This window comes from Salinivirga sp. (assembly GCF_055145285.1).
Genome location: NZ_JBSRDC010000055.1, coordinates 1 through 14,705, shown reverse-complemented (window position 1 = coordinate 14,705; position 14,705 = coordinate 1). Strand labels below are relative to the sequence as shown.

Annotated in this window: 20 protein-coding genes and 1 tRNA gene; all 21 read left to right on the top strand. The window is 41.4% G+C overall.

Going from position 1 to position 14,705, the window contains the following annotated elements; translation table 11 throughout:
- The first annotated feature begins 126 nt into the window (after positions 1-126).
- The 21 genes from ACTB0Y_RS10740 to ACTB0Y_RS10640 all read left to right on the top strand — a co-directional run bounded on the left by ACTB0Y_RS10740 (position 127) and on the right by ACTB0Y_RS10640 (position 14,487).
- Entirely contained in the window at positions 127-1,143 is a 1,017-nt protein-coding gene (locus tag ACTB0Y_RS10740; RefSeq protein WP_463206820.1) for a 4Fe-4S dicluster domain-containing protein, read from the top strand.
- On the top strand, positions 1,136-1,960 hold the full coding sequence (locus ACTB0Y_RS10735) for an FAD/NAD(P)-binding protein (RefSeq protein WP_463206819.1): 825 nt from the start codon (positions 1,136-1,138) through the stop codon (positions 1,958-1,960). Before ACTB0Y_RS10740 ends, ACTB0Y_RS10735 begins: the two co-directional genes overlap by 8 nt.
- An 11-nt stretch (positions 1,961-1,971) precedes the next feature.
- Entirely contained in the window at positions 1,972-2,493 is a 522-nt protein-coding gene (locus tag ACTB0Y_RS10730) for a 4Fe-4S dicluster domain-containing protein (RefSeq protein WP_463206818.1), read from the top strand.
- Positions 2,494-2,502: 9 nt separating this feature from the next.
- Positions 2,503-3,435, top strand: a complete 933-nt coding sequence (locus ACTB0Y_RS10725; protein WP_463206817.1) for a respiratory chain complex I subunit 1 family protein — start codon at positions 2,503-2,505, stop codon at positions 3,433-3,435.
- A gap of 11 nt (positions 3,436-3,446) precedes the next feature.
- The gene (locus tag ACTB0Y_RS10720; protein WP_463206816.1) at positions 3,447-3,860 is read left to right on the top strand and encodes an NADH-quinone oxidoreductase subunit B family protein; all 414 of its coding nucleotides are present in this window, start codon (positions 3,447-3,449) and stop codon (positions 3,858-3,860) included.
- Between the two features lie 4 nt (positions 3,861-3,864).
- Entirely contained in the window at positions 3,865-4,302 is a 438-nt protein-coding gene (locus ACTB0Y_RS10715) for an NADH-quinone oxidoreductase subunit C (protein WP_463206815.1), read from the top strand.
- A 13-nt stretch (positions 4,303-4,315) separates the two neighbouring features.
- Positions 4,316-5,509, top strand: coding sequence for a hydrogenase large subunit (locus ACTB0Y_RS10710; protein ID WP_463206814.1), 1,194 nt, complete (start codon positions 4,316-4,318; stop codon positions 5,507-5,509).
- A gap of 11 nt (positions 5,510-5,520) precedes the next feature.
- The gene (locus tag ACTB0Y_RS10705; protein ID WP_463206813.1) at positions 5,521-7,386 is read left to right on the top strand and encodes an NADH-quinone oxidoreductase subunit 5 family protein; all 1,866 of its coding nucleotides are present in this window, start codon (positions 5,521-5,523) and stop codon (positions 7,384-7,386) included.
- Positions 7,387-7,405: 19 nt separating this feature from the next.
- Positions 7,406-7,942, top strand: a complete 537-nt coding sequence (gene mbhE, locus ACTB0Y_RS10700; protein ID WP_463206812.1) for a hydrogen gas-evolving membrane-bound hydrogenase subunit E — start codon at positions 7,406-7,408, stop codon at positions 7,940-7,942.
- A gap of 3 nt (positions 7,943-7,945) precedes the next feature.
- Positions 7,946-8,383, top strand: a complete 438-nt coding sequence (locus ACTB0Y_RS10695) for an MnhB domain-containing protein (protein ID WP_463206811.1) — start codon at positions 7,946-7,948, stop codon at positions 8,381-8,383.
- Positions 8,380-8,718: a sodium:proton antiporter gene (locus tag ACTB0Y_RS10690; RefSeq protein WP_463206810.1), complete on the top strand. Its 339-nt coding sequence runs from the start codon at positions 8,380-8,382 to the stop codon at positions 8,716-8,718. The genes ACTB0Y_RS10695 and ACTB0Y_RS10690 overlap by 4 nt, the downstream gene beginning before the upstream one ends.
- A gap of 3 nt (positions 8,719-8,721) precedes the next feature.
- On the top strand, positions 8,722-10,260 hold the full coding sequence (locus ACTB0Y_RS10685) for a complex I subunit 5 family protein (protein WP_463206809.1): 1,539 nt from the start codon (positions 8,722-8,724) through the stop codon (positions 10,258-10,260).
- A gap of 1 nt (position 10,261) precedes the next feature.
- Positions 10,262-10,747, top strand: coding sequence for a Na+/H+ antiporter subunit E (locus ACTB0Y_RS10680; RefSeq protein WP_463206808.1), 486 nt, complete (start codon positions 10,262-10,264; stop codon positions 10,745-10,747).
- Positions 10,744-11,010: a monovalent cation/H+ antiporter complex subunit F gene (locus ACTB0Y_RS10675; protein ID WP_463206807.1), complete on the top strand. Its 267-nt coding sequence runs from the start codon at positions 10,744-10,746 to the stop codon at positions 11,008-11,010. The genes ACTB0Y_RS10680 and ACTB0Y_RS10675 overlap by 4 nt, the downstream gene beginning before the upstream one ends.
- A gap of 3 nt (positions 11,011-11,013) precedes the next feature.
- A complete protein-coding gene (gene mnhG / locus ACTB0Y_RS10670) occupies positions 11,014-11,337 on the top strand; it encodes a monovalent cation/H(+) antiporter subunit G (protein WP_463206806.1) in 324 nt (107 codons plus the stop codon).
- On the top strand, positions 11,334-11,942 hold the full coding sequence (locus tag ACTB0Y_RS10665) for a 4Fe-4S dicluster domain-containing protein (RefSeq protein WP_463206805.1): 609 nt from the start codon (positions 11,334-11,336) through the stop codon (positions 11,940-11,942). Before mnhG ends, ACTB0Y_RS10665 begins: the two co-directional genes overlap by 4 nt.
- A gap of 5 nt (positions 11,943-11,947) precedes the next feature.
- Positions 11,948-12,409: a hydrogenase maturation protease gene (locus tag ACTB0Y_RS10660; RefSeq protein ID WP_463206804.1), complete on the top strand. Its 462-nt coding sequence runs from the start codon at positions 11,948-11,950 to the stop codon at positions 12,407-12,409.
- A gap of 14 nt (positions 12,410-12,423) precedes the next feature.
- Positions 12,424-12,834 carry a hypothetical protein gene (locus ACTB0Y_RS10655; protein ID WP_463206803.1) on the top strand — a complete coding sequence of 137 codons (411 nt, stop codon included), beginning with the start codon at positions 12,424-12,426 and terminating at the stop codon, positions 12,832-12,834.
- Positions 12,835-12,923: 89 nt separating this feature from the next.
- Positions 12,924-13,568 carry a hypothetical protein gene (locus ACTB0Y_RS10650; RefSeq protein WP_463206802.1) on the top strand — a complete coding sequence of 215 codons (645 nt, stop codon included), beginning with the start codon at positions 12,924-12,926 and terminating at the stop codon, positions 13,566-13,568.
- A gap of 60 nt (positions 13,569-13,628) precedes the next feature.
- Entirely contained in the window at positions 13,629-14,315 is a 687-nt protein-coding gene (locus ACTB0Y_RS10645) for a DUF134 domain-containing protein (RefSeq protein ID WP_463206801.1), read from the top strand.
- Positions 14,316-14,413: 98 nt separating this feature from the next.
- A tRNA-Thr gene (locus ACTB0Y_RS10640) sits at positions 14,414-14,487 on the top strand.
- The last annotated feature ends 218 nt before the right edge of the window (positions 14,488-14,705 follow it).

Here is a 14,705-nt window from a genome sequence, read left to right as displayed (position 1 = left end):
TTTCTTGATTTGTAATACCTTCTATTTTAATTTAATCCTAATTAAAATAGTTATTAAAATAATAAAAAAGTTGACATGGGATATTTTTTTTAGTAGATTAGTTATGTGAAATTTATCCCATAATCAATGGCAAACGCACAAAAAATTAACTGGGACGATTGGAGCAGGGTAATGAAAAAATTCATTACCGATTATCGTATTTTTGCCCCGCTTGATTATGATATCTACATGGATTATGAACCCATAGATCAAGAAAATATGGGTGCCATTGTTTATAATAAGCCCAAACCCACCACTCCGCTGAAAACTTTTTTTCTGCCGGTAAAAGAGAACTTAACCGATGAGATAGAAATCGAAAAGCCTTTGATGGTTATGGGTATTCCTTCATGTGATCTGGCAGGATTAAGCATTCTTAAAGAGATTTATTTAGATAGCCAATTCACTGACCCGGTTTTTAAGAAAAGATTAGATAATTGTGTTTTAATAGGTACTGATTGTTTTTCTTCCCAGGAGCACTGTCATTGTACATCATATGGTATTCAGCCAATTCCTTCTGAAAATGCTGACTTATCATTGGCAACATTGGATAATGCCGTTTTGCTGACTCCAATAACCGAAAAGGGCGATCGTATAATGACCGAAATTCACTCATTTATTGACCTTGTTCCTGCCAGCGGTGAGGAGTTAAACGAACTGAAAGCAAAACAAACTGAGGTTGTCAGTGATTTGAACCACCGAAACATAAACCTTCCTGACTATCAAACGACCGGTCAACTAATGGTGCAGGCTGATGAGGAGGTGTGGCGCAGGTATTCCCAAAAGTGCGTTTCATGTGGAGCTTGTACTACCATTTGTCCAACATGTACCTGTTTTTTACTGATTGATAAACCCGACTTTGAAAAAGTCAGGCAGTTAGACGCATGTCAGTATCCCGGTTTTGAGCGCGTTGCTGCGGGTGAGGACCCACTTCATTCGCTTACTAAAAGGTTTAGGAACCGTTATTTCTGTAAGTATGTATGGAAACCTCAAAAGTTTAACGCTATTGCCTGTACAGGCTGTGGCCGCTGTATTGAAGCCTGTATTGGTAAAATTAATAAAAATGAAATGTTTGAAGAACTTAATTCAACGGTTTTAAGTGTATAAGAATAAAAACATATATAAGCCGGTAAGGGCTAAATTGACAGAAGTGATAGAGGAATCACCAACCATTAAATCATTTGTGCTAAGGCCAGAACGTGCCTTTCCTTTTAAAACCGGGCAGTTTGTTGAGCTTACACTCGACGGATTTGGCGAAGCCCCGTTCACCCCGTCATCATCTCCACTAATCGCTGATGAAATGCAAATCACCATTATGAAAGCCGGTTATGTAACAGAAAAGATTCATAAACTGAAGCCCGGCGTGACTATGGGTATTCGTGGGCCATATGGCCGCGGTTATCCTGTGGAGGAGTTTTACGATAAGGAGATTGTCATATTGGGTGGGGGGTGCGGTTTTGCACCATTGCGGTCGCTCCTTTACAACCTAAAAGCAGAAGAAAATAAAATACGGAAGCTCACATTCTGCTACGGATCGAAAACCCCTCAGGATTGTATTTACAAGCCTTACATTGATGAACTGCGGGCTGTAAAGAAATTTGAAGTAATGCGCAGTGTGGATGAACCGGATGATACCTGGTCAGAAGAAGTGGGTGTAGTAACCAAATTACTTGACAAAATCGACGTGGACATTAAAAACTCCATTGCTGTGGTTTGTGGTCCACCTGTAATGATGAAGTTCGGTACTTCCAAACTGCTGGATATGGGATATCCCGATGATAAAATTTATTTATCAATGGAGAAAAACATGTCGTGTGGCTTTGGAAAATGCGGACACTGCATGATGGGAAAATACTTTGTGTGTAAAGATGGTCCTGTTTTTACATATGAGGAAATAAAAAACGAACCTGATATTTGGAAATAAAACTGAATTGCATGAATAAGAAGATTGTCATCGATTTGTCCAGGTTTAGAGATTGTGGTATGGAGCATCAATGCGATGAAGCCCAGCCTGCCGGTGTTATATTTGATTTTCAGGGTATGGAAGGTTTAAAAACCGTAAGGGAGATCGCTGTATTTCAATACACGTGTCGTAGGTGTGAAGATGCCCCTTGTGTAGAGGTTTGTCCGTGTGAAGCGCTGGAAAAGGACGATAACGGGATGATTAACCGGGCGCTAAATCTTTGCATTGCCTGCAAATCATGTGTGACCATTTGTCCTTTTGGAACGATGATGACAGATTTTTTTCAGTTTAAGTTGCATTGTGACCAATATTTAAACCTGGAGGATCAAAAGGACTTGAAAAAATTCATTGAAAAAACACCTGAGGGTGCTGTGCAGATCACTGATGAGGATCTTACAAAAGCGCAGGATGTCTTTGAATTGAAACAAAACATTTTTATACGGGAAAATACCTGGGACCAACTTAAAGAACCAGAACAGAATGTGAAATCATAATAGACCGAAATGGGAGAACATATTTTATACTTTTTTATTTATCCCGGATTTTTATTCACCGCAATAGTTGGTGGTTTAATTGCTGGATTGGACAGGAAGTTGACTGCTGCCGTGCAATTCCGCAAAGGGCCACCTATTTTGCAACCTTTTTATGATTTTTTTAAGCTACTGTTGGTCAAAGAAACCATTTTGCCGGCCAATGGATCGAAAGTTACATTTTTACTTGCCCCTGTTTTTGCATTGTTCGGGGTAAGTATAGCCGCAGTGCTGGTATTGATGCCACTGCTGGGAATCAATACCGGTTTTGAAGGAGATGTTATTGTTATATTTTATTTGCTCACTATTCCTTCACTGACTTATATCATTGGCGCCATGGCATCAGGAAATCCCCTCGCATCAGTTGGGGCATCCCGGGAAATGAAGTTGATTATAGGTTATGAATTGACATTTTTGCTTGTCATTGCTGCTATTATTTATAAATCAGGCAATGAGACAAGTCTTTACGAGATATTGCAAGCGCAGCATGTCGCTTCTGCTCATATAGGTAGCATTTCGGGTGTTTTACTTTTTATTGCAGGTATGTTTTGCATCCAGGCTAAATTGGGACTGGTTCCCTTTGATATGGGCGAAGCCGAAACTGAGATAGCCGAAGGGGCTTTCATCGAATACTCAGGAACCGCTTTTGCCATGATTAAGCTGAGTAAATATATGCTGTTTTTTGCACTGCCTGCTTTTATCATTTTGTTATTCATGGGCGGTATTCAGTTGAGTGGACTGCATATTTTATGGGCCATATTGAAGTTAATTGCAGTTGTGCTGTTGATCACCCTTATTCGAAATACAAACCCCAGATTGAAGATTAATCAGGCTATGCGCTTTTTCTTCATTTGGATGAATGCATTGGTAATTATTGCTATTGTATTGGGCTATTATGGATATTAAAATTAGTAACCGTGGGATTTAAAGATTATTGCTTTAAAAAATCATTGTGGCTGTTTCATTATGGCGGTGCTTCATGCAACAACTGCGATATTGAAATAATTGATTGTCTTACCCCACGGTATGATGTGGAACGGTTTGGGATGAAACTCGTGGGCAGTCCGCGGCATGCCGATGTGCTGTTGGTCAATGGTTCCATCAACCGGCGGGATAAGGACAGGTTGCTTGAAGTTTATGACCAGATGGCAAAACCGGTTAAAGTTGTGGCTTTAGGGGCCTGCGGCTGTACAGGTGGAATATTTGCCGAGGGAATTCCGTTTGCCGGTCCGGTTGACAAAATAATACCGGTTGATGCCTACATCCCCGGATGCCCGCCAAAGCCAGAGGCCATAATAGCTGGAATTGTGAAATTAATTGAAACGATGTAACGATATGATTAGAGACGAGTTCATAGAAAGTATTAAATCGGAATTTGCCGAAAATATCCTGGGTTCAGAATACCTCAGAGCCAACAGGGTGATCGTAGATGTAAATCCGGATTTCATATTGCAAATTGCCAAATATCTGCATCAAAAGATGAGGTTTCGTTTTGTTATTGCCTCGGCCTACCATACCAAAGCTGGTTTTGAAATATTGTACCACTTTAGCGACGATTCGAATGGAAATATTTACAACATACATGTGGTTTTGCCACAAGAAAAACCTGAAATACAGTCACTGGCTCAGTTTTTAGTAGCCGCTGACTGGATCGAGCGCGAAATGCACGAGCTGTTCGGTATTGTATTCCTGAATCACCCAAATCCTGAGAAACTGATATCTGAAGGAAATTGGGCTGAGGGTGTATATCCGTATCGAAAAGATTTTAATTAATCATGTACAAGACATGAGCGAACAAAAAATCATACCAATTGGTCCATATCACCCGCTGCAGGAGGAGCCTGAGCTGTTTAAGCTTTATTGTGAGGGCGAAATCGTAAAAGATATTAAATGGGAAACGGGTTATAATCACCGGGGTATTGAAAAGCTGAGTGAGAGCAAGTCTTTCGATCAATCGTTTTTCCTGGTTGAACGCATTTGCGGTATTTGTTCTACATCGCACCCTTTTGCATTTGCCAATGCCATAGAGGAAATTGCTGAGGTTGATATTCCTGACCGGGCCAAATACATCCGCAGCATAGTGGGTGAGTTGGAGCGAATTCATAGTCATTTACTATGGGTGGGTTTGGCTGGCCATTTTCTGGGGTATGATACCGTGTTTATGTGGGCCTGGAAATATCGTGAGCCTGTACTTGATCTTTTCGAGATGATTTCAGGCAATCGGAACAGTTATGCCATGTTTAAAATTGGCGGTGTGCGTAGAGATATAGAAAATGACAAGCTCCCTAAGATCAGGGAAACCATGCGGTTTCTGAAAAAGAAAACAGATTTGCTTACCGGAGCAGTGATGGACGACCCCGTGATACATGCACGTACAAAAGGAGTGGGCATACTCACCCGTGAAGATATTCTGGAATATGCTGCAGTTGGACCAACGGCCCGTGCTTCAGGTGTTGATATTGATGTGCGCAGAGATGACCCGCATGCAGCCTACGGCATGGTTGACTGGAAGGTGATAACTTCGCCTGAGGGTGACGTGTTTGCCAAGGCTAAGGTTCGCTTGCTCGAAATGTTTGAATCCATAAAAATTATTGAGCAATGCTGCGATGGTCTTGAGAAATTGAAAGAGGGCGACATAGAAACCGTAGTGAAAAATGTGCCTGCCGGAATGGGAACCGGGCGTTACGAAGCTCCGCGGGGCGAAGTATTCCATTTTGTGAAAACCATAGGAACTAATTCTCCTGCAAGACACAAGATAAGGGCTCCGAGTTATGTGAATATCGCCACATTCAAGAAAGCGTGCGTGGGGCAGACCATCTCAGATGCAACCATCTCATTGGCTGCGGTTGACCCGTGCTACTGCTGCACTGAACGCATGGCTGTGGCTTACGATTACGGTACAGGTAAAAGGATTTTATCTGCAAATGAATTGATTCAACAATCAAAAAGAAGAACTGAATATATAAAACGCAATATTTAAGCTGCAAAGCTATGACTGAATTAGGTTACATCATATTTTTACCCATCCTTACCGGACTAGTCTTGTTTGCTGTTCCGAAAAGGTTGAATCTGCTGAGTAGTCTTGTGGCATTGGTCATTGCTATTGTAACGGGGATTCTCAGTCTTCAGCTTTATGGCCTCGATTCGCAAACCCTCCAGTTTGATTGTTTTGCCGGTTTATGCGCTGAGGGTTCCTGGGTGTATGAGGTTTTAAACGGAGCCAGTAAGTATTTTTATGTCAATATTGACGGACTTAGCCAATTGATCTTGGTCGGCGTGAACTTTTTCGCCATAGTGATTCTGATCTACACATTAAAAAGTATCACCAGCCAAAACCAACCCGGTTCCTTCTATACATACTTTCTGATTACGCTGGGATGCGCCAATGGGGCTGTTTTGGCTGATAACTTATTGCTTTTCCTGTTTTTCTGGGGTATTCTTGGGTTGACGCTTTATAAACTGATCAGGGCTTATGATGAGGAAAGTTCAGCCGCAGCCAAGAAAACACTGATTCTGATCGGTACTTCTGATGGAATTATGATAATAGGTATTGCCCTGATTTGGAATATTACGGGTAATCTGAATATGTCGGAGGTTAGCATTAATACCACATCTGCTGCCGCTATTGTTGCTTTTGTAGCTATGCTCATTGGTAGCTTTACCAAGGCCGGGGCATTCCCTTTCCATACCTGGATACCCGATTATACCAAAAAAGCTCCGGCAGCATCTTCAGCCTATTTACCGGCATCATTAGATAAATTGCTGGGTATTTATTTTCTAGCCCGTATCTGTAGCGACATGTTCATACTCAATGAATGGTTGCAGTTTGTTTTACTTGTTTTAGGCGTTCTCACCATCATTATAGCAGTACTGATGGCTTTGATACAGCATAATTATAAACGATTACTTGGATTCCATGCGGTTTCCCAGGTGGGCTACATGGTCGTGGGATTTGGGCTGGGTACGCCACTGGGTATTGCAGCCGGTCTATTTCACATGTTGAACCATGCTTTATATAAAAGTGGTTTATTCCTTACGGCAGGCAGTGTTTATAAGCAAACCGGACAGGATGATATTTCCAACCTTGGCGGACTGTCCCGTGCCATGCCACTGACATTCATTACCGCTTTGGTATTTGCCCTGTCCATTTCCGGTATTCCGCCGCTCAATGGGTTTGCTTCCAAATGGATGATTTACCAGGGAATTATTGATTTTGGCTCAACGGGCAATGGTCTTGCCAGTCAACTTTGGATTGTATGGCTTGCGCTGGCCGTTTTTGGATCGGCGCTTACACTGGCGAGTTTTGTGAAGTTTCTCAGCGGTATATTCCTGGGACCGCAACGTGCAGAATTGAGTAAAATAAGAGAAGTTAATGTGCTTATGTGGCTGCCGAAGGTTTTGTTGGCCCTGATATGCATAGCTTTTGGTGTTTTTGCAACCAATTATGTGGTGCCACAGCTATTTAATCCGATCGTTGAAAATTTTGAAATGGTTGGCGTTTGGCAATCCTCCTTTATTTCACTGCTTGTGGTTTTATCCATTGTGTTGGGATTGATTATTTACTGGATTGGAAAAATTGGAAATTTCAGAACAGCCGAAAGCTATGTTGGAGGGGAGAAATGGGGCGATAAGGCTGATTTTAAAGTAACCGGATTTTATGATACTATCCGTAACGCTGCAGGTTTGAAATTTATGTTTAAACATGCTGAAAAGCGGCATTTTGATTTATATGATTTAACAGCTGGTGTTGTCTTACTTTTCAATAAATTATTAAGTAAAGCACATACTGGCATTTTGTCACACTATGCCACATGGTTTATTGTCGGCCTAGTGGTAATGTTGATTATTTTATTGTAAACGAATTAGATAGATAAATATGGAATTGTTGCTTTCCATAATAATTGGTTTTATGATCATAGGTGCCATTTACGCACTCCATGCCAACGACCTGTTGTCTGCTTTGATGGCAGCCGGCATTGTGGGATATAGTTTGGTCATTTGTTTTTTGTTGCTCAAAGCGCCGGATTTGGCCATAGTACAAATTGTGGTAGAGACCATTACATTGATTTATATGGTGGCCATTGTGTTGAATAGTTCCCGAAAGGAGCTGGATAAGGGCCAACGGCGGAACACTTTTCTGAATATTTCCATCGCAGCTTTGGTGGCTATTGCGCTTGTCTATTATTTTCAAATGGCTATTGGACCACTCGATATGCTGGGTGAACATACGCCCCGAATGGCACAGGCTTATATGGAAGGTGCAGCTCAAAAAACGGGAAGTGCCAACCTGGTTACCGGTGTATTGTTTGATTTTCGTGGATACGATACCCTGGGAGAAGCAACTATTTTGTTTACAGCCGCCATTGGTGTGCTGACCATTTTACGCATTAAAGGACGAAAAGAAAAAGCCTGAAATATGGAAGGAATGTCAAATATTGTAAAAAAAGTTACCCAACTGATGTCGGGCCTCATATTTATGTACGGCTTATACATTATCACCCACGGGCATTTAACTCCGGGAGGTGGTTTTGCCGGCGGAGCTATTGTGGCAGGGGCATTCATCATACTTATTCTGGCTTTTGGTAGTAAGGCTTTAAGCCTTAAAAAGGAAGAAAATGCCACATCTATTACAGAAAGTGGTGCTGTATTAATCATACTTGTGCTTGCCGCTATTGGCATAGCAGCTGGAGGCGCTGTTTTCTTTAATAATTATTTGCCGTTGGGTCAGGTAGGAGAGCTTATCAGCGCAGGCGTGATCCCGTTGTACAATGTTTTTATTGGTATGGAGGTGGCAGCAGCCCTGCTCACTATATTCCTGGCATTTGTAATTTATAAAGAAGAGGTGTTGAAATGATGGTATTTATCATGTGTTTCATATTGTTTTTAGTTGGTCTTTATGGTGTACTCACCAGAAGAAACCTGATTAAGATTGTGATCGGACTTTCAGTGATGGAGTTCAGTGTATTCCTTTTCCTGGTGTTGATTGGCTACATAGCTGATGGACAAGCACCCATTGTGGTGCCGGGAATGGAAGAGCCCGTTTTTGTAGATCCATTGCCACAGGCTATGGTGCTTACTGCCATTGTAATTGGGTTGGCAACCACAGCCATGCTTTTGTCCATTGCCATCAGGATCTATAAAAAATATGGTACATGGGATATACGGGAAATTAAAAACCTAAGAGGATAGACTATGGAACAGCTCATTGTTTTGTTCGTCATAATTCCACTGGCAAGTGCTTTTCTGATACCCATTATCGGAAAACTGATTCCGTATTTCCAAAAAGTATTAACTTCTTTGGTTTTACTCTCGCTTACCGTTTTAATTTTTAGTTACCTATTCTCCAATGCAGGAGCTACACTCACGTATAAAATGGCCGGATGGGAAGCTGTCGATAATATCCCGATTGGAATTTACCTTGTGCTCGATGGTTTGAGTGCCGTGCTATTACTGGTGATTAATTTCATCGGGTTTTTAGCCGCTTTCTATGCCGTAGGTTACATGCGGAGATACACAGCAGAAAATAACTTTTACGCTTTACTCTGTTTAATGATAGCCGGTATGAATGGGGTGGTACTAACCGGCGACCTCTTCAATCTTTATGTTTTTCTTGAAATTGCCGTGATTGCTTCCTACGCGCTGGTAGCGTTCGGAATCGAGAAAAATGAACTCGAGGCTTCATTCAAATACCAGGTTTTGGGCGGTATGGCTTCTTTATTGATTCTTTTTGGTATTGGCATGATATACTGGCTGACTAAGACATTGAACATTGCCGATGTGGCACAAGTCATACAAGAAAGTTCTAATTCTTCTGCCGTCCAGTTTACCCAAATTATACTTATTGCAGGTTTTGGTCTCAAGGGCGCCATGATCCCGTTTCATGCCTGGTTGCCCGATGCACACTCATCGGCACCTTCTCCCATCTCTGCAATGCTTTCGGGTGTACTTATAAAAGCTATTGGTATTTACGCCATTCTCAGGCTCTTCTTCAATATGTTCACCATCAGCTATGAGCTGGCACTCATTATCACTGTTATTGGAACACTTTCTATGGTGATTGGCGTACTGCTGGCCATTGGTCAGTGGGATTTGAAGCGCCTATTGGCCTATCACAGCATTAGCCAGATGGGCTATGTGGTAATTGGTGTGGGAATGGGTATGATGATATTGACCAAAGGCGGCGAAAAAGGTGTGGCTGCGCTAGCTATTGGCGGTGGATTGTTTCATCTGATGAATCATGCCGTATTTAAAGGTTTGCTATTCCTCAATGCAGGGGCCATAGAATTTTTGCTTGGAACACGAAACCTTAAAAAAATGGGGGGCCTCGGAAAAGTAACACCTGTGACATCATCAACATCGCTGAGCGCTTCCATGGCCATCTCAGGTATACCACCATTCAATGGCTTTTTTAGCAAGTTGCTAATCATCATAGCCGCAGTAAAAGGACATTTTTATCTATTGGCCTTTTTGGCTGTTTTTGTCAGTATTATTACGCTGGGCTCATTCCTGAAGTTTCAGCGCTATGCCTTTTTCAATAAACAACAATTTGACGGACGCTTATTAGTTCAGAAGGTTCCTTTTACCATGTCATTTTCTATGGTGGTAATGGCTGTATTGTGTCTGGTCATGAGTTTGATGATTTTCCCCGGTGTGAGAGAAATATTTCTTACGCCGGCTGTGGATGTGCTAATTGATGCCGCGAATTATTCAAAAACTGTAATCGGAGTGTGATATGCGTTATGTAGTTATGTTTATATTGGCATTGTTATTTTGGCTGCTGGTTACCTTTAGCCTGGATGTTTACAATATTATTGTGGGTGCTGTAGCTGCTTTACTCACCGTGCTGTTTTTCGGGCGGTTTTATGTTCGAAATATCAAAAAATTTGTGCAGCCTCATCGCTACTTTCACCTTGTGGTGTACCTTTTTGTATTTATCTGGGAGTGTATTAAAGCCAATTTTGACGTTGCCTATCGCGTGCTTCATCCCAAAATGCCCATTAAGCCGGGTATTGTGAAGGTGAAACTCGATGTGCAGTCCGGCATTGCAAGAGCCATCCTGGCCAATTCTATTACCATGACACCCGGAACCATATCCGTTGACATTGTAGGGGATTATCTGTATGTCCACTGGATTTATGTCAGCTCTGAAGATCCTGAAGAATATAGCCGCATAGTCGCCGGACGTTTTGAAAAATATATTAAAAAGATATTCGAATGAATGATTTGTTGCACATACTGCTTTACATCCAGATTGGATTATGCGTATTTTGTCTATATCGCATCATCAGAGGACCTTCCATTGCCGACAGGATGGTGGGAATCGATATTTTCGGAATTTTGGTGGTGGGTATTTGTGCTATTTTGAGCATTATCACCGGCAAAACATTCCTTATCGATATTGGCATTGCATGGATCATTCTGAGTTTTATAGGTACGTTGACTCTTGCTAAATATTTGGGTGGAAGTCGTTTAAACGAATAGATTATGGAAATTATAAGTGTCATATTTATCATCATTGGTATTTTATTCAATTTGTTTGGATGTATTGGCCTGGTGCGCCTACCCGATGTTTATAACCGTTTGCAATCTGCCACTAAATGTGTAACCCTCGGCACTTGCAGTATTTTGCTGGGTGTGCTGTTTTATTTTGGATTCATTGATATTGGCGTAAAAGCACTGATTGCCATTCCTATATTGTTTTTTGCCGCTACTGTTGCAGCTCATGCGCTGGCTAAGGGAGCCTATAAATTTGGCGTGCCGCTTGGCGAAAAAAGTGTAAAAGATGACTATAAGGAGGAGGTACAATGAAATATCCCAAAATACGTGAAATAAAAGAGGCCGTTGTTTCGCTTTTTAGTCCGGCTTATACCACAAGTTTTCCTAAAAAGCCGCATCAGCCTTTCAGGGGCTATCGTGGTAAACCAGTCGTGGATAACGACAATTGTGTGGGATGCGAAACATGTACCAATGTTTGTCCGCCGCTGGCTATTACATTCGAGGATCATAAAGATAGAGGTATGCGCACCATTCGGCGCGATTATGGAAAATGCATTTTTTGCGGACAGTGTCAGGAACATTGTATTACCGGTAAAGGGGTAGTGCTCTCTGATGAGATTTATGATATAGCCTCCTTTGATAGAGATGATAACGTGGAATATCAGGAAAAAGAGTTGTTGTTGTGTAAGAATTGTGGTGCAATTATAACCACAAAGGAGCACTACATATTTATGCACAAAAAATTGGGACCAAAGGCTTATTCCTCCATTATGAACCTGAACGTGTTGAATGATAAACTTAAATTATCATCAAAAGAAAATGCCGAGGTTGATATACAGGATGACCTGAAGCGTAAGGATATGTTCAATGTGCTCTGCCCAAATTGTTTGCATGAGGCTCAAATGAAAAACTTTTAGGAATATTGAAGTTAACTGAATTATTGAATAATAGAAGCAAGATGCTATTTGTGGGCATCGGAAATGTGCTTAAAAGAGACGATGGGGTGGGTGTTTATATCAGCGAAAGGATAAAGGCTGGAATATTTGTCAAGGCTCTGACTGTAGAGGTTAGTATTGAAAATTATATCGGAAAAATTAATGATTTAGACCCTGCTAAACTGATTTTAATTGATTGTTTGGATTTTGGAAAAACTGCTGGTTTTTATGAGCTTACAACAGTTGAGGCAATAAGAGATTTTACCACAAATACACATAATATTTCACTCGGGAGATTGAAGGATTTGTTTGCTGCTGAAGATATAAAAGTGCTGGGAATTCAGCCGGGAGATGTCAGTTTTGGGGAAGGATTAACAGAAAATGTAGAGGCAACGGCAAATGAAATACTAAATATCATTAATCAACAACAACAGAAAAAAAATAATTAAAATAGGAGGTTTTTATGAGTAGCTATTATTGTCCGGTATGTAAGGCCAAACTGGTTGTAGACAACAACCTTGTGTTGGCAGTCAAAAGTGAAAGAAACGAAAAGGGTATTATTTTCCTGAATCCTGAAGTTGGGAATTATAACATTTCAACTAATCCGGAGTTTGAAGTCGAAGAAGGAAAAAAGTATCAGTTCTATTGTCCTGCATGTCATGTTGAACTGAATGACAAAGAAAAAGAAGACCTGGTAAAAGTTTATATGACAGAAAATGACAAAGAATATGAAGTGTATTTTTCGAACCTGGCGGGTGAAAAAGCCACGTATAAAGTGGATAGGCGTGATAAAAATGCCCTGATTGCTGGAATCAACAAAGCCAGGTATGAGAAATATTTTGAACTTGATGATAAGTACAAGCAGTATTTGTAGACCATTGAGCCATTTTTAAATCTAAAGGTGTGGGGATAACTTCCCCCATCTTGCTTTGATGTCCGAATTTAACAAAGCATGAATCAATTATGGAATATCAAACCGGTTTATTGTTGCTAACTGCTGCCTCTATCGGCTTTTTTCATACTTTGATGGGGCCAGATCATTATTTACCTTTCATAGCCATCTCTAAAGCCCGTTCATGGAGCATTCGCCGTACCATATCTTTTACGGCGTTATGCGGCATATTGCATGTGCTGAGCTCGGTTTTTCTGGGACTCATCGGTATTGGTGTCGGCATAGCGCTCAATAAACTTGAGTTTGTGGAAGCTTACCGGGGCAACATAGCGGCCTGGATACTGATAATATTCGGAGCTGTATACATGCTTTGGGGTATCTACCGATCTAAATATTTTAAGCAACATCAACATCCCGAAGCCAACCCCGTGAAAAAATTAACCCCGTGGATACTCATGATTATCTTCCTGCTGGGGCCTTGCGAACCACTTATCCCAATACTTATGTTTCCGGCCGCTAATAATAGTGTTTTAGCACTGACGATGGTCACACTTACTTTTGCTATTGTTACGGTTGGTACAATGCTCACCATTGTAATACTCTCCTATTATGGTATTCGTGTTCTGCCCAAAATCAACATGGAGCGTTATGTCCATGTTATAGCTGGCTTTACCATCCTGATTTGTGGTTTGGGTATACAATTTATGGGAATCTGAACCTTAAAAAATTCTAAATATTTCTCGTGATAATGAGAATATTCTCATTAACTTTGCATCATGGCACCACGCAAAAAACGATGCAGGCACATCAATGAGCCGCCTGGTTTCTCGGGGTATATGGCGCAGGAAGCTATTGGTTCAGTGGAACCTGTGGTTCTGCTTTATGAGGAGTATGAGGCCCTGCGCCTGGCAGACTATGATGCACTGAAGCATGATGAGGCGGCAGAACAAATGAAAGTTTCCCGGCCTACATTTGCACGCATATATGAAAATGTCAGGAAAAAAATTGCCAAAGCATTTGTGGAGTCGCGGCCCATAAAATTTGAAGCAGGGTGTGCTTATTTTACTTGTAACAGCAACAGAAAATTGACAAATGGTCAAATGAATAATAATAAAACGAATAATATGGAAAAAGTAATTGCTATTCCGTGCGAAAACGGAACGTTATCAACGCATTTTGGACATGCAGCAGAGTTTGCATTTATCAAATGCTATGGAGAAGAAGTAAAAACAGTGAGTATGAAATCGGCGCCACCTCATCAGCCCGGTTTATTGCCCCGCTGGGTGGCAGAACAAGGAGGTAATACCGTAATAGCCGGTGGTATGGGCAATAAGGCCATTGAGTTGTTTCGTCAAAACAATATTGATGTTGTAACCGGAGCTCCGGCTCTTGATGTGGAAGAACTTGCACATCAATATGTCACCGGAAAACTTACGGGCGGAGATAATCGCTGCGACCATTAAAGTGTCTGAAACTCAGGCGTGATGGGGATTTTGTGAAATTTTTTCACAAAAAAGTTTGGTGGAATTGAAAAGGGCGATTATTTTTGTCGCCCTGTAAAGCCGATGTAGCTCAGTTGGTCAGAGCAGCTGATTTGTAATCAGCAGGTCGTGGGTTCGAATCCCTCCATCGGCTCATAAGAAGGTCTCCCGAAAGGAGGCCTTTTTTTGTTGTGCCCGGCCATTTCGATTCCTGCTGGCTTACCCACTTGCCACTCAATGCCCTCCGGTTTTATTGTAATTTTATGTAATCAGACATTTTTTAGAGTTACGTGAGTTCGTTGAGTGGCTTTTTGGGGTGGAATTGCGCGAATCGAAACGAACGGTTGCTTCGATTCCTGTTGCCCCGGCCAT